This is a genomic window from Candidatus Stoquefichus sp. SB1 (assembly GCF_001244545.1).
Classification (GTDB): Bacteria; Bacillota_I; Bacilli_A; order Erysipelotrichales; family Coprobacillaceae; genus Stoquefichus.
On record NZ_LN852695.1, the window covers coordinates 756,106 to 774,574 of the forward strand.

14 protein-coding genes and 1 other annotated feature are annotated in these 18,469 nt (G+C 29.9%); all 14 genes read left to right on the plus strand.

Features of this window, described 5'->3' with window-relative positions; translation table 11 throughout:
* The first annotated feature begins 52 nt into the window (after nucleotides 1-52).
* Nucleotides 53-1,399 carry a UDP-N-acetylmuramoyl-tripeptide--D-alanyl-D-alanine ligase gene (locus BN1865_RS11745; RefSeq protein ID WP_050637427.1) on the plus strand — a complete coding sequence of 449 codons (1,347 nt, stop codon included), beginning with the start codon at nucleotides 53-55 and terminating at the stop codon, nucleotides 1,397-1,399.
* Nucleotides 1,400-2,437 (plus strand): D-alanine--D-alanine ligase family protein, encoded by a 1,038-nt coding sequence (locus BN1865_RS11750; RefSeq protein WP_050637428.1) that lies wholly within the window; start codon nucleotides 1,400-1,402, stop codon nucleotides 2,435-2,437. It begins immediately after the preceding gene.
* A gap of 215 nt (nucleotides 2,438-2,652) precedes the next feature.
* Complete coding sequence (locus BN1865_RS11755) at nucleotides 2,653-3,021, plus strand: hypothetical protein (RefSeq protein ID WP_050637429.1); 369 nt, start codon at nucleotides 2,653-2,655, stop codon at nucleotides 3,019-3,021.
* A gap of 1,260 nt (nucleotides 3,022-4,281) precedes the next feature.
* Complete coding sequence (locus BN1865_RS11765) at nucleotides 4,282-6,411, plus strand: hypothetical protein (RefSeq protein ID WP_050637431.1); 2,130 nt, start codon at nucleotides 4,282-4,284, stop codon at nucleotides 6,409-6,411.
* Nucleotides 6,408-7,052, plus strand: a complete 645-nt coding sequence (locus BN1865_RS11770; protein WP_050637432.1) for an ATP-binding cassette domain-containing protein — start codon at nucleotides 6,408-6,410, stop codon at nucleotides 7,050-7,052. The genes BN1865_RS11765 and BN1865_RS11770 overlap by 4 nt, the downstream gene beginning before the upstream one ends.
* Nucleotides 7,053-7,208: 156 nt before the next feature.
* On the plus strand, nucleotides 7,209-9,278 hold the full coding sequence (locus BN1865_RS11775) for a hypothetical protein (protein WP_050637433.1): 2,070 nt from the start codon (nucleotides 7,209-7,211) through the stop codon (nucleotides 9,276-9,278).
* A complete protein-coding gene (locus BN1865_RS11780; protein WP_050637434.1) occupies nucleotides 9,278-9,934 on the plus strand; it encodes a putative bacteriocin export ABC transporter in 657 nt (218 codons plus the stop codon). The genes BN1865_RS11775 and BN1865_RS11780 overlap by 1 nt, the downstream gene beginning before the upstream one ends.
* A 343-nt stretch (nucleotides 9,935-10,277) precedes the next feature.
* Nucleotides 10,278-10,533, plus strand: a binding site (T-box leader).
* Nucleotides 10,534-10,596: 63 nt separating this feature from the next.
* The gene (leuA, locus tag BN1865_RS11785) at nucleotides 10,597-12,282 is read left to right on the plus strand and encodes a 2-isopropylmalate synthase (protein WP_050637435.1); all 1,686 of its coding nucleotides are present in this window, start codon (nucleotides 10,597-10,599) and stop codon (nucleotides 12,280-12,282) included.
* 3 nt (nucleotides 12,283-12,285) lie between these two features.
* Nucleotides 12,286-12,798: an acetolactate synthase small subunit gene (gene ilvN, locus BN1865_RS11790; RefSeq protein WP_050637436.1), complete on the plus strand. Its 513-nt coding sequence runs from the start codon at nucleotides 12,286-12,288 to the stop codon at nucleotides 12,796-12,798.
* Between the two features lie 17 nt (nucleotides 12,799-12,815).
* Nucleotides 12,816-13,832, plus strand: coding sequence for a ketol-acid reductoisomerase (ilvC, locus tag BN1865_RS11795; RefSeq protein ID WP_050637437.1), 1,017 nt, complete (start codon nucleotides 12,816-12,818; stop codon nucleotides 13,830-13,832).
* 86 nt (nucleotides 13,833-13,918) lie between these two features.
* Nucleotides 13,919-15,190: a 3-isopropylmalate dehydratase large subunit gene (gene leuC / locus BN1865_RS11800; RefSeq protein WP_050637438.1), complete on the plus strand. Its 1,272-nt coding sequence runs from the start codon at nucleotides 13,919-13,921 to the stop codon at nucleotides 15,188-15,190.
* Nucleotides 15,190-15,684, plus strand: coding sequence for a 3-isopropylmalate dehydratase small subunit (gene leuD, locus BN1865_RS11805; RefSeq protein ID WP_050637439.1), 495 nt, complete (start codon nucleotides 15,190-15,192; stop codon nucleotides 15,682-15,684). The genes leuC and leuD overlap by 1 nt, the downstream gene beginning before the upstream one ends.
* Before the next feature lie 4 nt (nucleotides 15,685-15,688).
* Entirely contained in the window at nucleotides 15,689-16,771 is a 1,083-nt protein-coding gene (leuB, locus tag BN1865_RS11810; protein WP_050637440.1) for a 3-isopropylmalate dehydrogenase, read from the plus strand.
* Nucleotides 16,772-16,785: 14 nt separating this feature from the next.
* Nucleotides 16,786-18,453 (plus strand): dihydroxy-acid dehydratase, encoded by a 1,668-nt coding sequence (ilvD, locus tag BN1865_RS11815; RefSeq protein WP_050637441.1) that lies wholly within the window; start codon nucleotides 16,786-16,788, stop codon nucleotides 18,451-18,453.
* Nucleotides 18,454-18,469: the final 16 nt, after the last annotated feature.

Below are 18,469 nucleotides of genomic sequence, written 5' to 3' on the forward strand. Positions count from 1 at the left end.
AAAGTAACATTCTATGATATAATAGGGCATATATTAAAAATGAGGGAACAATATGTTAATAAAAGAGATTATTGAAGCGACGAATGGAAAATTACTGAGTGGTCGATTAGAAGATGATATTCAAGGATTTACACAAGATACAAGAACCATTCAAAAAGGTGATATGTATATTCCTATTATTGGTGAAAATGCTGATGGGCATGATTTTATTGAACAGGCATTTCTCAGTGGAGCAAGTTCTGTTATTACATCACGTGTCATTGATTATGCTGATAAGAATGTGATTTTAGTAGATGATACTTTAAAGGCTATGACTGATATGGCAGCTTATTTAAGAAGTCATAGAGATGTAAAAGTTGTTGGGATTACTGGGAGTGTTGGAAAGACAAGTACTAAAGATATGATTTATTCAGTTGTATCTATGAAATATAAAACATTAAAAACATTAGGTAATTATAATAATCATATTGGGTTACCATTAACTATTTTAAGATATCAGGATGAAGAAGTGATGATTTTAGAAATGGGTATGAATCATCTAGGGGAAATACAGCATTTAACTCATATTGCTAAACCTGATATAGCAGCTATTACAAATGTTGGAACGGCACATATTGGAGAATTAGGATCAAGAGAAAATATATTAAAAGCGAAATTAGAAATTGTTGATGGTTTCAATAAAGATGGAATTTTAGTTATTAATGATGATAATGATATGTTGCATACTGTACAATTGAATGATTATCATATTGTCAGGGTAGGACAAAATCAGAATTGTGATTTAAAAGCTACTCATGTTCAATTAGGATTAGAGGAATCTGATTTTGATATTGATTATCAGGGTCAAACATATCATGTTCATGTACCTGTATCAGGTGAACATTTTATATATAATGCTTTGATTGCAATTGCAATTGGTTTGTCTTTAAATATAGAAATGGAATTATGTATTGAAGGTATTGAGCATTTTGAATTAACAAAGAATAGAATGGATATTATTGAAATAAAGGATCATGTGAAAGTGATTGATGGAACTTATAATGCAAATCTTGACTCAATGAAATCAAGTTTAGATGTTTTATCACAATATAAAAATAGAAAGATTGCTGTTTTAGGTGATATGTTAGAACTTGGTTCTTATGAAAAAAAACTTCATGAAGAAGTTGGTGAGTATGTTGTTGAAAAAGGAATTGATGAACTTTTATGTGTAGGAGAAGCAAGTCAATATATTGTTGATAAGGTTCATGAATTAGGAATGGAAGCTTATCATTTTGAGGATAATGTATCACTTAATGAATATTTAGATGAACTGTTAGAGAAAGATGATGTTGTTTTGATTAAAGGATCTAATGGTATGCATTTAAAAGAAGTTGTTGAATATTTGAAGGAGCGAAAATAAATGAGGAAGTTATTAATTATATGTGGGGGACAATCAACTGAACACATCATTTCAAGAATGTCTTGTACCTCAGTTTTACAAAATATTCATAAAGAAAAATATGAATTGACTTTAGTTGGAATTGATTTAGAAGGAAACTGGTATCTTTTAGATCAAAATCAACATGATTTAGCTCAAAACAATTGGTTACAAAATGCACAATTGATTGATGATATATATGGTTTATTAAAACAACAGGATGTTGTTTTCCCACTCTTACACGGGAAATATGGTGAAGATGGGACAATTCAAGGATTATTAGAACTTGCAAAAGTGCCTTATGTAGGCTGTAAAACAATGGGTTCAGCTATTGCCATGGATAAGATATATACAAAGAAAATCCTTGAGACAGTTGGAATTCCTCAAGTTCAATCATTATATGTGAAAAAAAGATATGATGGGAAACTTGTTGTTGTCAACCAGCAATTTGATGAATCTACAGATATTATTAAAGCTGTTAAAGAAACAATGGGATTTCCATGTTTTATGAAAGCAAGTCGTTCTGGATCAAGCGTTGGCTGTTATCGTGTAGATAAAGAAGAAGAGTTTTATGAAAGACTGAATGAAACAGCTCAGTATGATAGTCATATCGTGATTGAAGAATGTGTTGACTGTATTGAACTTGAAACAGCGGTATTAGGAAATGATGATCCAATCGTTTCACGTGTTGGACAGATTATGCCTCATGGTGAATTTTATACTTTTGAATCTAAATACGAAGATGAAGAAAGTAAGACATGTATACCAGCCTTGGTAGATGAGAAGATTCAAGAAGAAATCAGAGGTTATGCTTTAAAAGTCTTTAAAGCGATTGATGGGCATGGACTTTCACGTGTTGATTTCTTTTTAGATAAAAAGACAAACAAAGTCTATTTAAATGAAATCAATACAATGCCAGGATTCACAAAGATTTCTATGTATCCTCAGTTGATGGCAGATTATGGTATTCCTTATTGTGATTTAATTGATCAACTTATTGATTTAGCATTTGATAAATAAGATGTCTGAGGACATCTTTTTGTTTTTCTTTAAAAATCAATAATTATGATATTTTCATAAGTTATTCATAACCATTTGATAAAATAAAATATATAAAAGTGAATTGAAATATGAAAAAATTAGGAGTATTATTGCTTGTATTATGTTTATGGGGATGCAATCAACAAACAGTATCAAAACCAAGCAAAGCAAATACAGAGATATATCAATAGTTAATGAATAATATAAAAATAACAATGCCATCAGATGTCTATAATGCTTTAAAGAATAAGGAAATTTATATAAAAGTAAACAATACTTTTTTAATTGCTAATGACAAAGAAAATCCAACACTCAGATTAGATTTTACTTATCAGGATGGTAAACTTGTTCAATATGTAAGTAAAAAATATGGTTTTGTTGATAATATGAAAGATGACAAGATAAATGAAGAAAATGCTAAAACTTTGATTCAATTATTTGCTATGACTTTCTTTAACCAAGAAGTTGCTTTATCAAAAATCACACCATTAAGCGGTTATGAAACAGAAAACTATATGATATTTGAAGATATTCACAAGGTGATGTTTATCTTGTTCGGTTAAATAAAAATATGATTATAAAATATATAAATAATAGTGAAGTTGTTTAGCGCTTGTTATGAATATCATAAAAATTGTAACAACTATAATGTAATTAACAAAATAGATGATATTTTGATACAAGTTATAATTCATAAGTTGCCCCAAAATATGAATGATATGAAACTATGTCAAGTTCTTTTGGAATTCATAGATATAGTGTTGGGAATATGATTTCTATTATGATGATGGAGGAGTGATTGGTATGAGGCATAAATCTAAAAGTATAGGGAAAAGAGGGGAATAATATGTATAATTATCAGTATTGGATTGTTTTAGAAAGAGTAGTAACAGATATAATGATTATGACTTTACTATTAAAAACAAAAACTATAGACTATAGAAAAAAATATGGAATTTATATAATCTTATTATACTTTTTGACAACTGTCATATTGAGTTTAATGCAAAGTCAAATATGGTATTGTTTGTATTTTGTTTTAGATATAGTTATGGTGCTATATATGACTAATAAAAGTAAAAGGGGTGTATATTGTATTCTTGTTTTTAATATACTTATCGAGTTATTAAATTATATTTTTATGTATTATGGATTTATTTATCCAATCCATAATATATTCTTGTATTTAGGACCGGTATGCATAAGTTTTGTATTATTTATGATTTTATATTATGTGCTTAGGAATAAAAATGATATTTTTAATAAATTAAATTTCATATTTAATACTGTCTTTCTTCTGATATGGATAATTTTTACAAAAATTATTTTTCGATATACAATATATGATTTAGGAATGATTTATTACATTTTACTTGTCATTATTTTCTGGTCAGTAATTAATATCACCTTATCTCATATAGAAAAGAAAATATAATTACTATAAATAATATACATGTTTGATCTTTTAATTAGTGAACATAATGCTAGGATTCATAAAGATTTCAATATATCCTCACTTAATGATAAATGACAGTATTTCCTATTGTGATTTAATTGATCAATATATTGTATCAATAAAACCAGTGCGTCAATGGATGGCGAAGGTCAATCAATCCATAGGTTTTTGTATTGTTGTTTTTGTGTTAAGATAAATAAGAAAAAATTATTAACTTTATCATTAATTATAGTTATAGAAACTCAAAGGTATGTGATATATCAAATAATAAATCAGAGTAAACATAGATATTATAAAATAAATTATTTGGGATATAGAATAGTGATAATAAGGTATTGTAATGATTCTAATGAAAGGAGTATTTGATATGAAGATAAAAAAATTTCTGATGTTTTTAACTTGTATATTAGCGGTAGTTATGTCGTTTTTTACATATAAGTATCAAAATTTAAGCTATTATTATAGATATAGTTCGTACAATGATTATATAACGTCTATTGAAGAAAAAGAAGTTATACCAATATGGGTTGAATTAATTGATCAAGATAAGAGTGCTGTTACAGATTTATTAATAAAAATGACAGAATTTTCTTTAGAAAATAATACTGACTATGTAATTGTGAAAAATGTTCATGAAGATTTTACAACAAACATAGATAAATTTTATTTATATGCACATCATGAGAATTTATATAATGATTTTAAAAATCGTGGTGTTAGTGAACTGGATTTTACTTCAATTCAACGACAGGGATACTATACAACAGATACAAGTGATAAAGATGCAACTGGTATTATTCATATCTTAGATAATCAGATTTTTAATCAACATAAATCTCATTCGCAATTTTTACCAGTTTTGCAAAGTGTTGATGAAATATATCAACAACAAAACTTTTATGTTTATTTTTATTCAGATAATGCAGCTGCTTTTACTTTAAAGATTGACGATTGGTTAAAAAATAATTATTCTGGGAAACTCCAATATATTAATGATATAGATCATTATCATGGTGCCGAATTAAATAGTTTTTCTGAAGAGAGTATGATGAAACTAAATAATATTTTAATTTGTATTGGTTTGGCATATGTTGTTTACTATATTATTTATTTTATGAAACAAAGAAAAAAATTTATGATTCAAAGAATGTATGGAAAAAGTATTTTGACTATTTTTTTAAAAGAATGTACTCAAACATTTATATTGACATTGGTGTTGTTTAATTTATGTTTATATATAAGTAATTATATGATAAGTCATTATCAAACTTTTCAAGATACTGAATTAAGATATATGCTTTATACAATGAGTTTAAGTATGGTTATAGGATTGTGTGTAGTTGGTATTTTACTGTATTTATTTATGATGAAATCAACTTCACTTAAAGAATTAAAGAGTGGTACGTCCTATAAGAAAAATTTATTTATAACTATGGCTTTAAAAGTTATTGTTATTACATTTATGTCAACTCCATTTATTACTTCATTTTCTAGTTTTATAACAAGTTCAAAAGAAGGTTATTTTTTGAATAAAAATTATGATTTAGTTGCTAAAAATTATTATCTTGATGGATCATTTGATGAAACTGAAAACAATCAAAAAGTGATGGAATATTATCTTAATAATGAAGGAATGTATTGTGATTTTATGACTGGTTATTCACAACAGTATGAATTTTTAAAGGAAACATTTCCTGAGGTGGATCAGGAACAGCTTAAAGAAAGCAGTGTGAATTATCCTGTAATTTATGCAAATCAAAATTATATATTACATCAAAATAAAATATATGATACTCAAAATCAGGAAGTAGATTTAAATCAATATTCAACTGATGTTTTATTAGTTCCCTCAAAATATATGGCTGAAGAATTAGAAAAGAGTATGTTAAGTTCGCAGGTTTCCATTGTAGAAATAAAAAATCCGGGTACGTTTATTAATTTTTTTGGTATAGAACCATTTACAATAACAAATCCAGTTATCTATTTGTGCAAAAATTATAATATTAATCTTAATATGAATATGTTGTATATACCAAAGAGTATTTCTTTACAAAATATTACTGAAAATATAAAGAAATTGACGGGAGAAAATCCTGTATTAGTTGATTTAGAAAAAAGAATTGAATCTAATTTTACTGATATTCAAAATCAAATATTAGAATTTGGAACTATTGTTATTCTTTATATGATTTTATTTGTTGGAATCATATATCAAACTGCATTTCTTTTTATTGAACAATATAAAAAGATACTTAGTATTTTATATGTGTTTGGTAAAAATCGCTATGAACGTTATTCTTTTTTAATGATAATGAGTTTAATTTTCTATTGTATTCCAATCATCATACAGTTATTAATGCATCAAATAACATTTTTATCAATATTATGCTTCAATATTGTTTGTATTGTGTTTGAGTGTATTTGTATATTAGTTTTTGTGAGATATTTAGAGAAAAATAGTGTGAGTGTAATATTGAAAGGAGAAGAAAAATTATGAGTGATGTTGTGAATGTGAAACATTTAGTAAAATCATTTGGAGAACATATTGTTTTGGACGATATTAATTTGTGTGTTAAAGAGAAAGAAATTTTTATTGTGACAGGACCCTCAGGTTGTGGAAAATCAACATTACTAAATATAATTGGTTTACTAGATCAACCTGATAGTGGAGAAATCATATTATTTGGAAATAAAAATATTAAACCATTTTCAAAAATGGCAGAAAAAGTATTAAAGAATAAAATAGGCTATCTTTTTCAAAATTTTGCATTATTAGAAAATGAATCAGTATATAGTAATTTAGAAATGATAATGGCTAATAAAGTGAAAAATAAGCGTGATGAAATTGCTTTGGCATTAGAGAAAGTTGGTTTAAAAGGATATGAAAAGAAAAAAGTTTATGAATGTTCTGGAGGAGAACAGCAACGTATTGCCTTAGCAAGGTTACTTTTAAAACCATGCGAGTTAATACTAGCTGATGAGCCGACAGGAAGTCTTGATCAACATAATAAAGAAGAAATTATTCAACTATTACTTAAATTAAATGAAGAAGGAAAAACAATCATTATGGTTACTCATGATAATGAATTATTGAAATATGCGACAAATGTGTATTCGTTTTGGAATGATTCTTTTTAATGAAAATAAAAAGATTTATTCTAATGTATTATATTTATTTAAAACGATGATATTAGAGAATATTTTGAGGAATCAATAATTATTGCTTTTATGTAGATTATCATTCTTATGAAATGATTCTTTAATTGATAAGAGTAAGAAGAGAGGAATGAAAACATGAAAAAGATATTAATCATTTATATTGTGTTTGTTGCTTCGCTTCTTTTTTATATGTCTTATGATTCATATAATTATATGAATTGTGCAAGGATAGCTAATATAAGTAATAAAATAACAGAAGAATTATTTATATGTAATATAGATGTGGATGATTCGTTAGCTATAGCAGAAGTATTTAATACAATAAATGAGTTTGCTTATAAAGAAAACACTGAATTTGTACTAAATGAAAATATTGTTGAAGATGATGGGACAATGCTTTATAACAAGTATCTATACGCTACTGATAATCAATGGATTTATGATACAGTGAGAATGACATCAGGTCAAAAAATTGACTTTATGAAAAAAGCTACTTCACAGGATTATTTATCTTCTAATAAAAATGACAAGCAAGCAAAGGGAACATTTAGTTCTTATGACAATACTTATTTTGCTTACGAAAATGAAGTTTACAGATTTTACAGTGCTAAATCAAGTGTTGAAAATATGAAAAGCAAATCATTTTCCGTAGATATGGTGGATGCTGAAAATGCGAATAAATTATCAGAACGACTTATTGAAAAATATGGCAATCATTTAAAATGTGAAGTCAATCATCCTTATGGCGGAAGTGAAAGTGATATATTAACTGTATATAGGTACTCAGATATTCAATTTGCATTTATATGTAGTTTTGCAATTATGGGAATTATGATGATTTGTATTATTACTAAAGATAAGCGAGAAATTCTCATTCGAAGAATGAATGGTAATAATGCATTTGGTATATGTATTCGCCTGTATTCTCAAACATTATTTGTTGATTTTGTTGTATTTGTTTTGACAATTATAATAATATGGTGCGTGTTAATTGGAAAGTGGGATAGTTATTACATTGAACTTTTCAATGATATGAAAAGATTTTCTACATATGCTTTTTTGTCTATTCCATGTTTATTAATTTTAAGTGGAGTTTATGTTCACTATACAGTTGATATAAGAGAATTAAAAAATAATCAGTCATTAAAGGTAATGAATAATTTAAACTATCTATTTAAGATAGGAATGAGTTTGTTTTTAATTGTGCCTTTTGTGACGAGTTTTCATGCAACCTTGCCACATATTATAAAATATCAGTATGTTCAATCAAATAAGGAAAAAATAGAACAGTATTGGCATTTTGCTTTTTCAGAGGCTTCACCAGAGGAAATGAATGAAATATATAAGAGTTGTTTATATGTTGACATGACAGATTATAGTCATATGAGCAAGATAAATGCTATTATGAAACCAGGTTATGATAGTGGTGAGGGAAATATGAGTGTACCCCTTGTTACGGTCAATGATAACTATTTAAAAGATTTTACTTTATTTGATTTAAACAATCAAAAAATTAACATTGCTTCTTTGCCTGAAAAGACAATGCTGATACCAGAGCAGTATCAGCATACAGAATTAACACCTTCGCAAATGTATGAAGCAGAAAATAAGATCATAGTTAAGAATACAGGAACTCATTATAATTTACAGGTGAGAGAAAGCAATTATAAGCTAGATAATCCAATTGTATTATTAATTCATGATTATAGCGGAGATGTTTCCTGGAATAATATTTATTTTAAGGCTGAAACAAAGCAAAAATATAATGAACTGCATAATTATATACAAAGCATTACGAAAAAGTCATATAAGTTATTAAATACATCTGCTGATATAACTCATTATACAATTAGCGCTCAACAAGTCTTTACTGAACTGTTCAGTAAACTGTTCATCTATGGTTTTGTATATTTGTTATTTATATTACAGTTTATGACATTGTATATTCAGGATTGTAGAAAAGAAATGAGTATTCAATACATGCTAGGCAAATCAAAATGGGATAGATATGGAAATATGTTTATTATTAATGTTTGTATTTATTTATGTATTATTTTATTAGGGGTATTGTGGCAGAATATAGCATTAAGTATGTGTTTAGAGTTTAGTGCTATCTTCTTTAGTTTTGACAGTTTGCTTATGTTTGTCTATATTAAACTGTTTGAAAAAAAGAGTATAGTTTTAAGTCTGAAAGGAGAATATTAATGGAAACAATAGTAAAATTAGAAAATATTAGTAAATCTTTTCAGGGAGTCGAAGTTTTAAAGGATTTGAATTTAACAATTCAAAAAGGAGAGTTTGTTGCAATTATAGGAGCATCAGGTTGTGGGAAATCAACATTGTTGAATATTATCGGTTTATTAGATAAACAAGATCAAGGAGACATGACTCTATTTGGAGAAAAGAATGTTAAACCTTTTAGTCATAAAGCCGAGATGATATTAAGAGATAGGATTGGATACTTGTTTCAAAATTATGCCTTAATAGAAAATCAGACAGTTGGCTATAATCTAGAGATTGTTTTTGATCATAAGGTAAAGAAGGAAGAAAAGAAACAGAAGATTCAAGAAGCCTTGGAAAAAGTAGGTCTAAAAGGAATAGAGAATAAGAAAGTTTTTAAATGCTCAGGAGGAGAACAACAAAGAATAGCCTTAGCACGATTGTTGATTAAACCATGTGATTTGGTTTTAGCAGATGAACCAACGGGGAATCTAGATATAGAAAATAGAGAAAAGGTCTTACAGATCCTAAAGGATTTAAATCAGCTAGGGAAAACAATTATCTTAGTCACACATGATTTAGATGTCGCAAAGGAATGTCAGAAAGTATTTAAAATGAGCAATCATCAAATTAAATATTAAAATACAATGGGATAAATAGTTCAAGTCTGGTCAAGAAAATTATTTATCCTTTTAAATTGTTTTAATGATGAATTTATAAATTGATAATCAGAAAAATGATATTCATAATATTTTATTTAAGTATAATAATATTTATCTGTTGATAGAAAATGATTTTTAAAGCAACAACAAATAGAATTTCATTTGTTATTGACATTGTTTTTATTTAAAAAGTTAGTTTTTTTATGAAAATACGAAAAAACATATAATCAATTTTACAAAACTAAAAATTCACAAACTAAAAAATAAAAATAGTGTTGACTAAAAAATGGAAAAGGTATATGATATATCCAACAACCCTATAGTAAATACAAAGATAGGAAATAGTAGATAGTGTAAGATGCGTAGAGAGATTTCGGTTGGTGAAAGAAATCGTGATGACATTATTGAACTCATCCTTGAGTGGAGCACTGAAACAGTAGGAGTAAGCTGCTACGGAACTTGCGACCGTTATCACGCTAGAGTATGAACTTAAAATAAGCGTACTTGATAAGGTTATTGCTGTGAGGCAATAATAAATATGAGGTGGAACCACGAAGTGAATAACTCTCGTCCTCTATTATGAATTTGTTTTCATAATGAGGAGCGAGATTTTTTATTATATAGGGATAGGAGGTAGAAACATGAATTATAAAAAGTATAAGAAGTTTGAAACAATTAAATTGAAAGATCGTACATGGCCTGATAAAGAAATTGAAAAGGCTCCAACTTGGTGTTCAGTTGATTTACGTGATGGAAATCAAGCATTAATTACACCAATGAAAATTGAAGAAAAAGTGGAAATGTTTCAATTATTGGTGGATTTGGGATTTAAAGAAATTGAAGTTGGTTTTCCTTCTTCATCACAAATTGAATATGATTTTTTAAGATTATTAATTGATGAACATTTGATTCCTGATGATGTAACAGTTCAGGTATTAACTCAAGCAAGAGAACATTTGATTAGAAGAACTTTTGAATCATTAAAAGGTTTGGATAAAGCTATTGTTCATATTTATAATTCAACATCTGTTCTTCAAAGAGATGTGGTTTTTGGTAAAAGTAAAGAAGAAATTAAACAAATTGCTGTGGAAGGTACAAAATTAGTGAGAGAATTATCACAGGAATTTGATGGAAAAGTGATTCTTGAATATTCACCAGAAAGTTTTACAGGAACGGAAGTTGATTATGCATTAGATGTTTGTGAAGCAGTGATGGATACATGGGGAGCCTCAAAAGAAAACAAGGTGATTATTAATTTGCCTTCAACTGTTGAAATGGATACACCAAATGTTTATGCAGATCAAATTGAATGGATGTGTCGCAATTTTAAAGATCGAGAACGTGTTATTGTGAGTTTACATCCTCATAATGATAGAGGTTGTGGTGTGGCTACAACAGAACTTGGTTTATTAGCAGGTGCTGATAGAGTGGAAGGAACTTTATTTGGTAATGGTGAAAGAACAGGGAATGTTGATATTATTACTTTGGCATTAAATATGTATACACATGGAATTGATCCTTGTCTTGAATTAAGTCATATGAATCATATTAAAGCAATCTATGAAAAGGATACGAAGATGGAAGTACCACCACGTCATCCATATGCTGGACAACTTGTCTTTACAGCTTTTTCTGGCAGTCATCAGGATGCAATTAATAAAGGTATGTATGCTTATCATCAAAGAGGTGGCGAGATTTGGGAAGTCCCTTATTTACCAATCGATCCTGCTGATTTGAATAGACAGTATGAACCAATTGTGCGTATTAATTCGCAGTCAGGTAAAGGCGGTGTTGCCTTTGTAATGGATACTGTTTTTGGATATCATTTACCAAAAGCATTGCAGGCTGATTTTGCTAAAGCTATTCAAAATATTAGTGAAACGGAAGGAGAAGTCTCACCTGAGAGAATTTATGATACCTTTAAGAAAGAATATATTGATAATGAAGAACCATATAAATTTATTAGACAGAAATTAATTGATATTAGTGATGATGATAGTGAATTTGAAAGAAGAGCAGAAGTCACAATTGAAGATCATGGTGAAGTGAAAACATTGGTTGGCTATGGAAATGGACCAATTGACGCAGTTAAAAATGCTTTGAATTCTTCCGATGATTTCTTATATACACATTTGTTGGATTATAGTGAACATGCATTGACTTCAGGATCATCAGCAAAAGCAGCAGCTTATGTTCAGTTACGTCCAAAAGGAAGTTCAGTCTGTGAATATGGTGTTGGTGTTCATGCAAATATTACGACTGCAACAATTAAAGCAATGATTTCGGCTATGAACCGTATTCATAAAATATTAAAGAAAGAAGGATAAGGTATGGAAAAACTCATTTTATCAATTCTTGTCCATGATAGTGCTGGAGTTCTTACAAGAGTCAGTAGTTTATTTGCCCGACGTGGTTATAACATTGATAGTTTAACAGTTGGAACAACAAGTACAGAAGGCATTTCGAGAATGACAGTTGTTGCTCATGGAGATCAGCTGATTCTTGAACAAATTGAAAAGCAATTAAGAAAGTTAGAAGATGTGATTGAAATCTTTGCATTACCTCGTAGTTCATCGGTTTATCGTGAATTATTGTTAGTAAAGGTGGAAGCGGATCAATCAACAAGAGCAGATATTGTTTCAATTGTTGATATCTTTAGAGCAAAGATTGTTGATGTATCACCTGATTCAATGGTTGTTGAAGTGACAGGTGATCATAGTAAGATTGATGGCTTATTAGCCATGTTAGATGGTTTCAATATTGTTGAGATCGTACGTACTGGTTTAGCTGGTATTTCAAGAGGTCTTAGTGATTTTGATATAAAAAAATATGAAAAAGAATAAATAGGGGGTCAAAAAAAATGGCAAAAATTTTCTATGAATCTGATTGTGATTTATCTTTATTAGATGGTAAAACAGTAGCAATCATTGGGTATGGTTCACAAGGACATGCTCATGCATTAAACTTAAAGGAATCTGGAGTTAACGTTATTATTGGATTATATGAAGGATCTAAATCTTGGGCAAAAGCTGAAGCACAAGGATTTGAAGTTTATACTTCAGCAGAAGCTGCTAAAAAAGCAGATATTATCATGATTTTAATTAATGATGAATTACAGGCAAAATTATATAAAGAATCAATTGAACCAAACTTAGAAGAAGGAAATATGTTGATGTTTGCTCATGGTTTCAATATTCATTTTGGACAAATTGTTCCACCTAAGAATGTTGATGTCACTATGGTTGCTCCAAAAGGACCTGGACATACTGTACGTAGTGAATATCAAGCAGGAAAAGGTGTTCCTTGTTTAGTAGCAGTTGAACAAGATGCAAGTGGTAGAGCACAAGATATTGCTTTAGCTTACTCATTAGGTATTGGTGGAGCAAGAGCAGGGGTACTTGAAACAACATTTAGAACTGAAACTGAAACTGATTTATTTGGTGAACAAGCTGTTTTATGTGGTGGTGTTTGTGCTTTAATGCAAGCTGGATTTGAAACATTAGTAGAAGCTGGATATGATGAAAGAAATGCATATTTTGAATGTATTCATGAAATGAAATTAATCGTTGATTTAATTTATCAATCTGGATTTGAAGGTATGAGATATTCTATCTCTAATACAGCTGAATATGGTGATTATATTACAGGACCAAAAATCATTACAGAAGATACAAAGAAAGCTATGAAGAAAATCTTGTCAGATATTCAAGATGGTACATTTGCAAAAGATTTCTTATTAGATATGTCAGAAGCTGGTGGACAAGCTCACTTCAAAGCAATGCGTAAAAAAGCAACTGAACATATTTCAGAAAAGACTGGTAAAGAAGTTAGAAAATTATATAGCTGGTCTGATGAAGATAAATTAATTAATAACTAATCAATAACACACACTTTGTGTGTGTTCAGTAAAGAGTCTTTGACTCTTTAGTGATGACATACAAAGAATTAAAGGGGGAAATAATTATGTCGATGACAATGACACAAAAGATATTGGCTGATCATGCAGGATTAAAGGAAGTGGTTGCAGGTCAATTAATAGAAGCAAAATTGGATATCGTCATGGCTAATGATATTACAGGACCAATGGCATTACCTATTTTTAAACAGATGGCTGATCATGTCTTTGATAAGGATAAAGTTGTTTTGGTACCAGATCATTTTACGCCTAATAAAGATATTAAATCAGCAGAAAATTCTAAAGCAATTAGAGAATTTTCATTGAATCAATGTTTAACTCATCATATGGAACAAGGAAAATGTGGTGTTGAGCATGCGATTTTACCTGAACGTGGGATTGTAGTGGCAGGTGAATGTATTATTGGTGCTGATTCTCATACTTGTACTTATGGAGCATTAGGAGCATTTTCTACAGGTGTTGGAACAACTGATATTGCAACAGGTATGGCAACTGGTGAATTATGGTTTAAAGTTCCAAATGCTATTCAATTTGTATTAAAAGGAAAACCTCAACCTTATGTAAGTGGAAAAGATGTTATTTTACACATTATTGGAAAAATCGGTGTAGATGGAGCTTTATATAAATCAATGGAATTTACAGGTGAAGGTGTTGCAGAACTTTCAATGGATGATCGTTTTACTATCTGTAATATGGCTATTGAAGCGGGAGCAAAAAATGGTATTTTCCCTGTTGATGAAAAAACAAGAGAATATATGAAGAAACATTCAAAGAAAGAATATAAGGAATATATGGCTGATGAAGATGCTGTATATGATGAAGTGATTGAAATTGATTTGTCTCAAATTGTACCAACTGTAGCATTCCCACATTTACCTGGAAATGCACATACAATGGATGAAATTAATAATGAAGAAAAGATTATGATTGATCAAGTTGTGATTGGTTCTTGTACGAATGGAAGAATGAGTGATTTACGTAAAGCAGCAGCTATTTTAAAAGGAAAACAAGTTGCTCATCATGTGCGTGTTATGGTCATTCCAGCAACTCAAAAAATCTTTGTACAATGTATTCAAGAAGGATTAGCAGAGATTTTCGTAGAAGCAGGATGTGCTTTTAATACACCAAGTTGTGGACCATGTATGGGTGGACATATGGGTGTTATGGCAAAAGGCGAAAAGTGTGTTTCAACAACAAATCGTAACTTTGTTGGAAGAATGGGTGATACAGAAGCCTTGATTTATTTAGCTTCACCTGAGGTTGCAGCAGCCAGTGCAATTGCAGGTTATATTGCTGATCCAAGAAAGGTGGGAGAATAATGAAAGCAAATGGAACTGTCTTAAAATATGGAGATAACGTTGATACTGATGTTATTATCCCAGCAAGATATTTGAATTCTTTTGATGCAAAAGAATTAGCAAGTCATGCAATGGTAGATATTGATCCAACTTTTGTAGAACGTTTAAAACCAGGTGATATTATGGTGGCAGGAAAGAACTTTGGTTGTGGTTCTTCTCGTGAACATGCACCTTTGGCATTGAAAACAGCAGGAGTGAGTTGTGTAATAGCAAAGTCTTTCGCAAGAATTTTCTACCGTAATTCTATTAATATTGGATTTCCAATATTAGAATGTGATGATGCAGCTCAGGATATTGAAGAAGGCGATCAAGTTGAAATAGATTTTGATAGTGGTAAAATATACAATCAAACAAAGAATAAAGAATATCAGGCACAACCTTTCCCTGAATTTTTACAAAATATGATTAAAGCAAATGGCTTAGTTAATTATGTCAATGAAAAAAAGAGGGGGTAAATGAATGGAAAAGAATATAACTGTTATTAAAGGTGATGGCATTGGACCAGAAATTGTCGATGTTGCACTCAAGGTTTTAGATGCCATTGGTAAAAAATATAAACATACTTTTCACTATCAGGAAGTTTTAATGGGTGGAGCTTCAATTGATGTTTATGGCGTCCCTTTAACTGATGAAGCAATTGCTATTGCTAAAAACAGTGATGCTGTTTTATTAGGGTCAATTGGTGGTGATACCAATACTTCTCCATGGTATCAATTAGAACCATCTTTAAGACCAGAAGCAGGATTATTGAAGATTCGAAAAGAATTAGGATTATTTGCAAATTTAAGACCAGCTTATTTATATGATGAATTAAAAGGAGCTTGTCCTTTAAAAGAAGAAATCACTGAAGGTGGTTTTGATATGATGATTATGCGTGAGTTGACAGGTGGTTTATATTTTGGAGAAAGAGAAACCAAAGAAATCAATGGTGAAATAGTGGCTCATGATAATTTAGTTTATAGTGAATCTGAAATACGTAGAATTGCTAAACGTGGATTTGATATTGCAATGAAGCGTCGAAAAAAAGTCACAAGTGTTGATAAGGCGAATGTTTTGGATACATCACGTTTATGGCGTAAAGTTGTTAATGAGGTTGCAAAAGATTATCCAGAAGTAACATTAGAACATATGTTAGTTGATAATGCTGCAATGCAGTTAGTGAAAGATCCACGTCAATTTGATGTGATTTTAACAGAAAATATGTTTGGTGATATTTTAAGTGATGAAGCCAGTATGGTGACAGGATCAATAGGAATGTTATCAAGTGCATCATTAAGAGAAGATCATTTAGGAATGTATGAACCAAGTCATGGAAGTGCACCAGATATTGCAGGAAAGGATATTGCTAATCCTATTGCAACAGTTTTATCAGCTGCTATGATGTTAAGATATTCATTTGATATGGATGAAGAAGCAAAGAATATTGAAGATGCTATTGAGAAAGTATTGAAGGCAGGATATCGTACAGTTGATATTATGTCAGCTCATCAACATCAAGTCTCATGTTCAAAAATGGGTGATTTGATTATTGAAAATTTATAATGGGGAGGTCACATATGAAAAGTGATAATGTCAAAAAAGGTGTTGAAAGAGCACCGCATAGATCTTTATTTAACGCATTAGGAATGACAGAAGAAGAATTATCAAGACCCTTAATTGGAGTTGTCAATTCATATAATGAAATTGTTCCTGGACATATGAATTTAGATAAAATTGCTGAAGCCGTTAAAAAAGGTATTTATTTAGCTGGTGGGACACCAATTGAAGTTCCTGCGATTGCCGTTTGTGATGGAATTGCGATGAATCATACAGGAATGAAATATTCTTTAGTGACAAGAGAATTGATTTGTGATAGTACAGAATGTTTAGCAAATGCTCATCAATTTGATGGTCTTGTCATGATTCCAAATTGTGATAAAAATGTGCCTGGATTATTAATGGCAGCAGCACGTATCAATATTCCAACAATCTTTGTAAGTGGCGGTCCAATGTTAGCAGGACGTCGTGTTGATGGACAACAGACATGTTTATCTTCATTGTTTGAAGCTGTTGGGCAATTTAATTCTGGTAAAATTACTGAAGAAAAATTAAAAGAAATAGAAGAAAAAGCATGTCCAACATGTGGATCTTGTTCAGGTATGTATACCGCTAATTCAATGAACTGTTTAACAGAAGTTTTAGGAATGGGATTAAAAGGAAATGGGACAATTCCAGCAGTTTATAGTGAAAGAATTAGACTTGCAAAACATGCTGGTATGCAAATCATGAAATTGATTGAAAAAGATATTAAACCAAGAGATATTATGAATGAAAAAGCATTTATGAATGCTTTAACTGTAGATATGGCTTTAGGGTGTTCAACAAACTCAATGTTACATTTACCTGCCATTGCTTATGAAGCAGGAGTGGAATTGAATTTGGAAATTGCGAATGAAATTAGTAAGAAAACACCTAACTTATGTCATTTAGCACCTGCTGGAGATACATTTATTGAAGATTTAAATGAAGCTGGTGGTGTCTATGCCGTGATGAATGAATTAGATAAATTAGGCATCTTGAATACTGATGTATTAACATGTACAACAAAAACATTAAAAGAAAATATTGCTGGTTGTGTCAATCTAGATGAAAAGATTATTCGACCAGTAACCAATCCATATAGTCAAACTGGTGGAATTGCTGTTTTGAAAGGAAATTTAGCACCTGATAGTTGTGTTGTTAAGCAAAGTGCGGTTGCACCAGAAATGATGCAACATAAAGGACCAGCAAGAGTCTTTGATTGTGAAGAGGATGCAATTGCTGCTATTCGTGCTGGTAAAATTGTTGCTGGTGATGTTGTTGTTATTCGTTATGAAGGACCTAAAGGTGGTCCAGGAATGCGTGAAATGTTATCACCAACAAGTGAAATTGCAGGGATGGGCTTAGATAAAGATGTGGCTTTAATTACTGATGGTCGTTTCTCAGGGGCAACACGTGGTGCTTCAATTGGACATGTTTCACCTGAAGCAGCTGTTGGAGGTCCGATTGCTTTTGTTAAAGAAGGCGATATGATTGATATTGATATTATTAATCATAAAATTGAGTTGTTGATTAGTGATGAAGAAATGGCAGAAAGAAAGAAAAATTTCAAACCAAAGACTCCAGAGGTCAAAGGATATCTTAAAAAATATGCATCAATGGTGACTTCTGCTAATACTGGAGCTGTATTGAAAGTAAAAGAATAAAGAAGAGGAGGAAGAA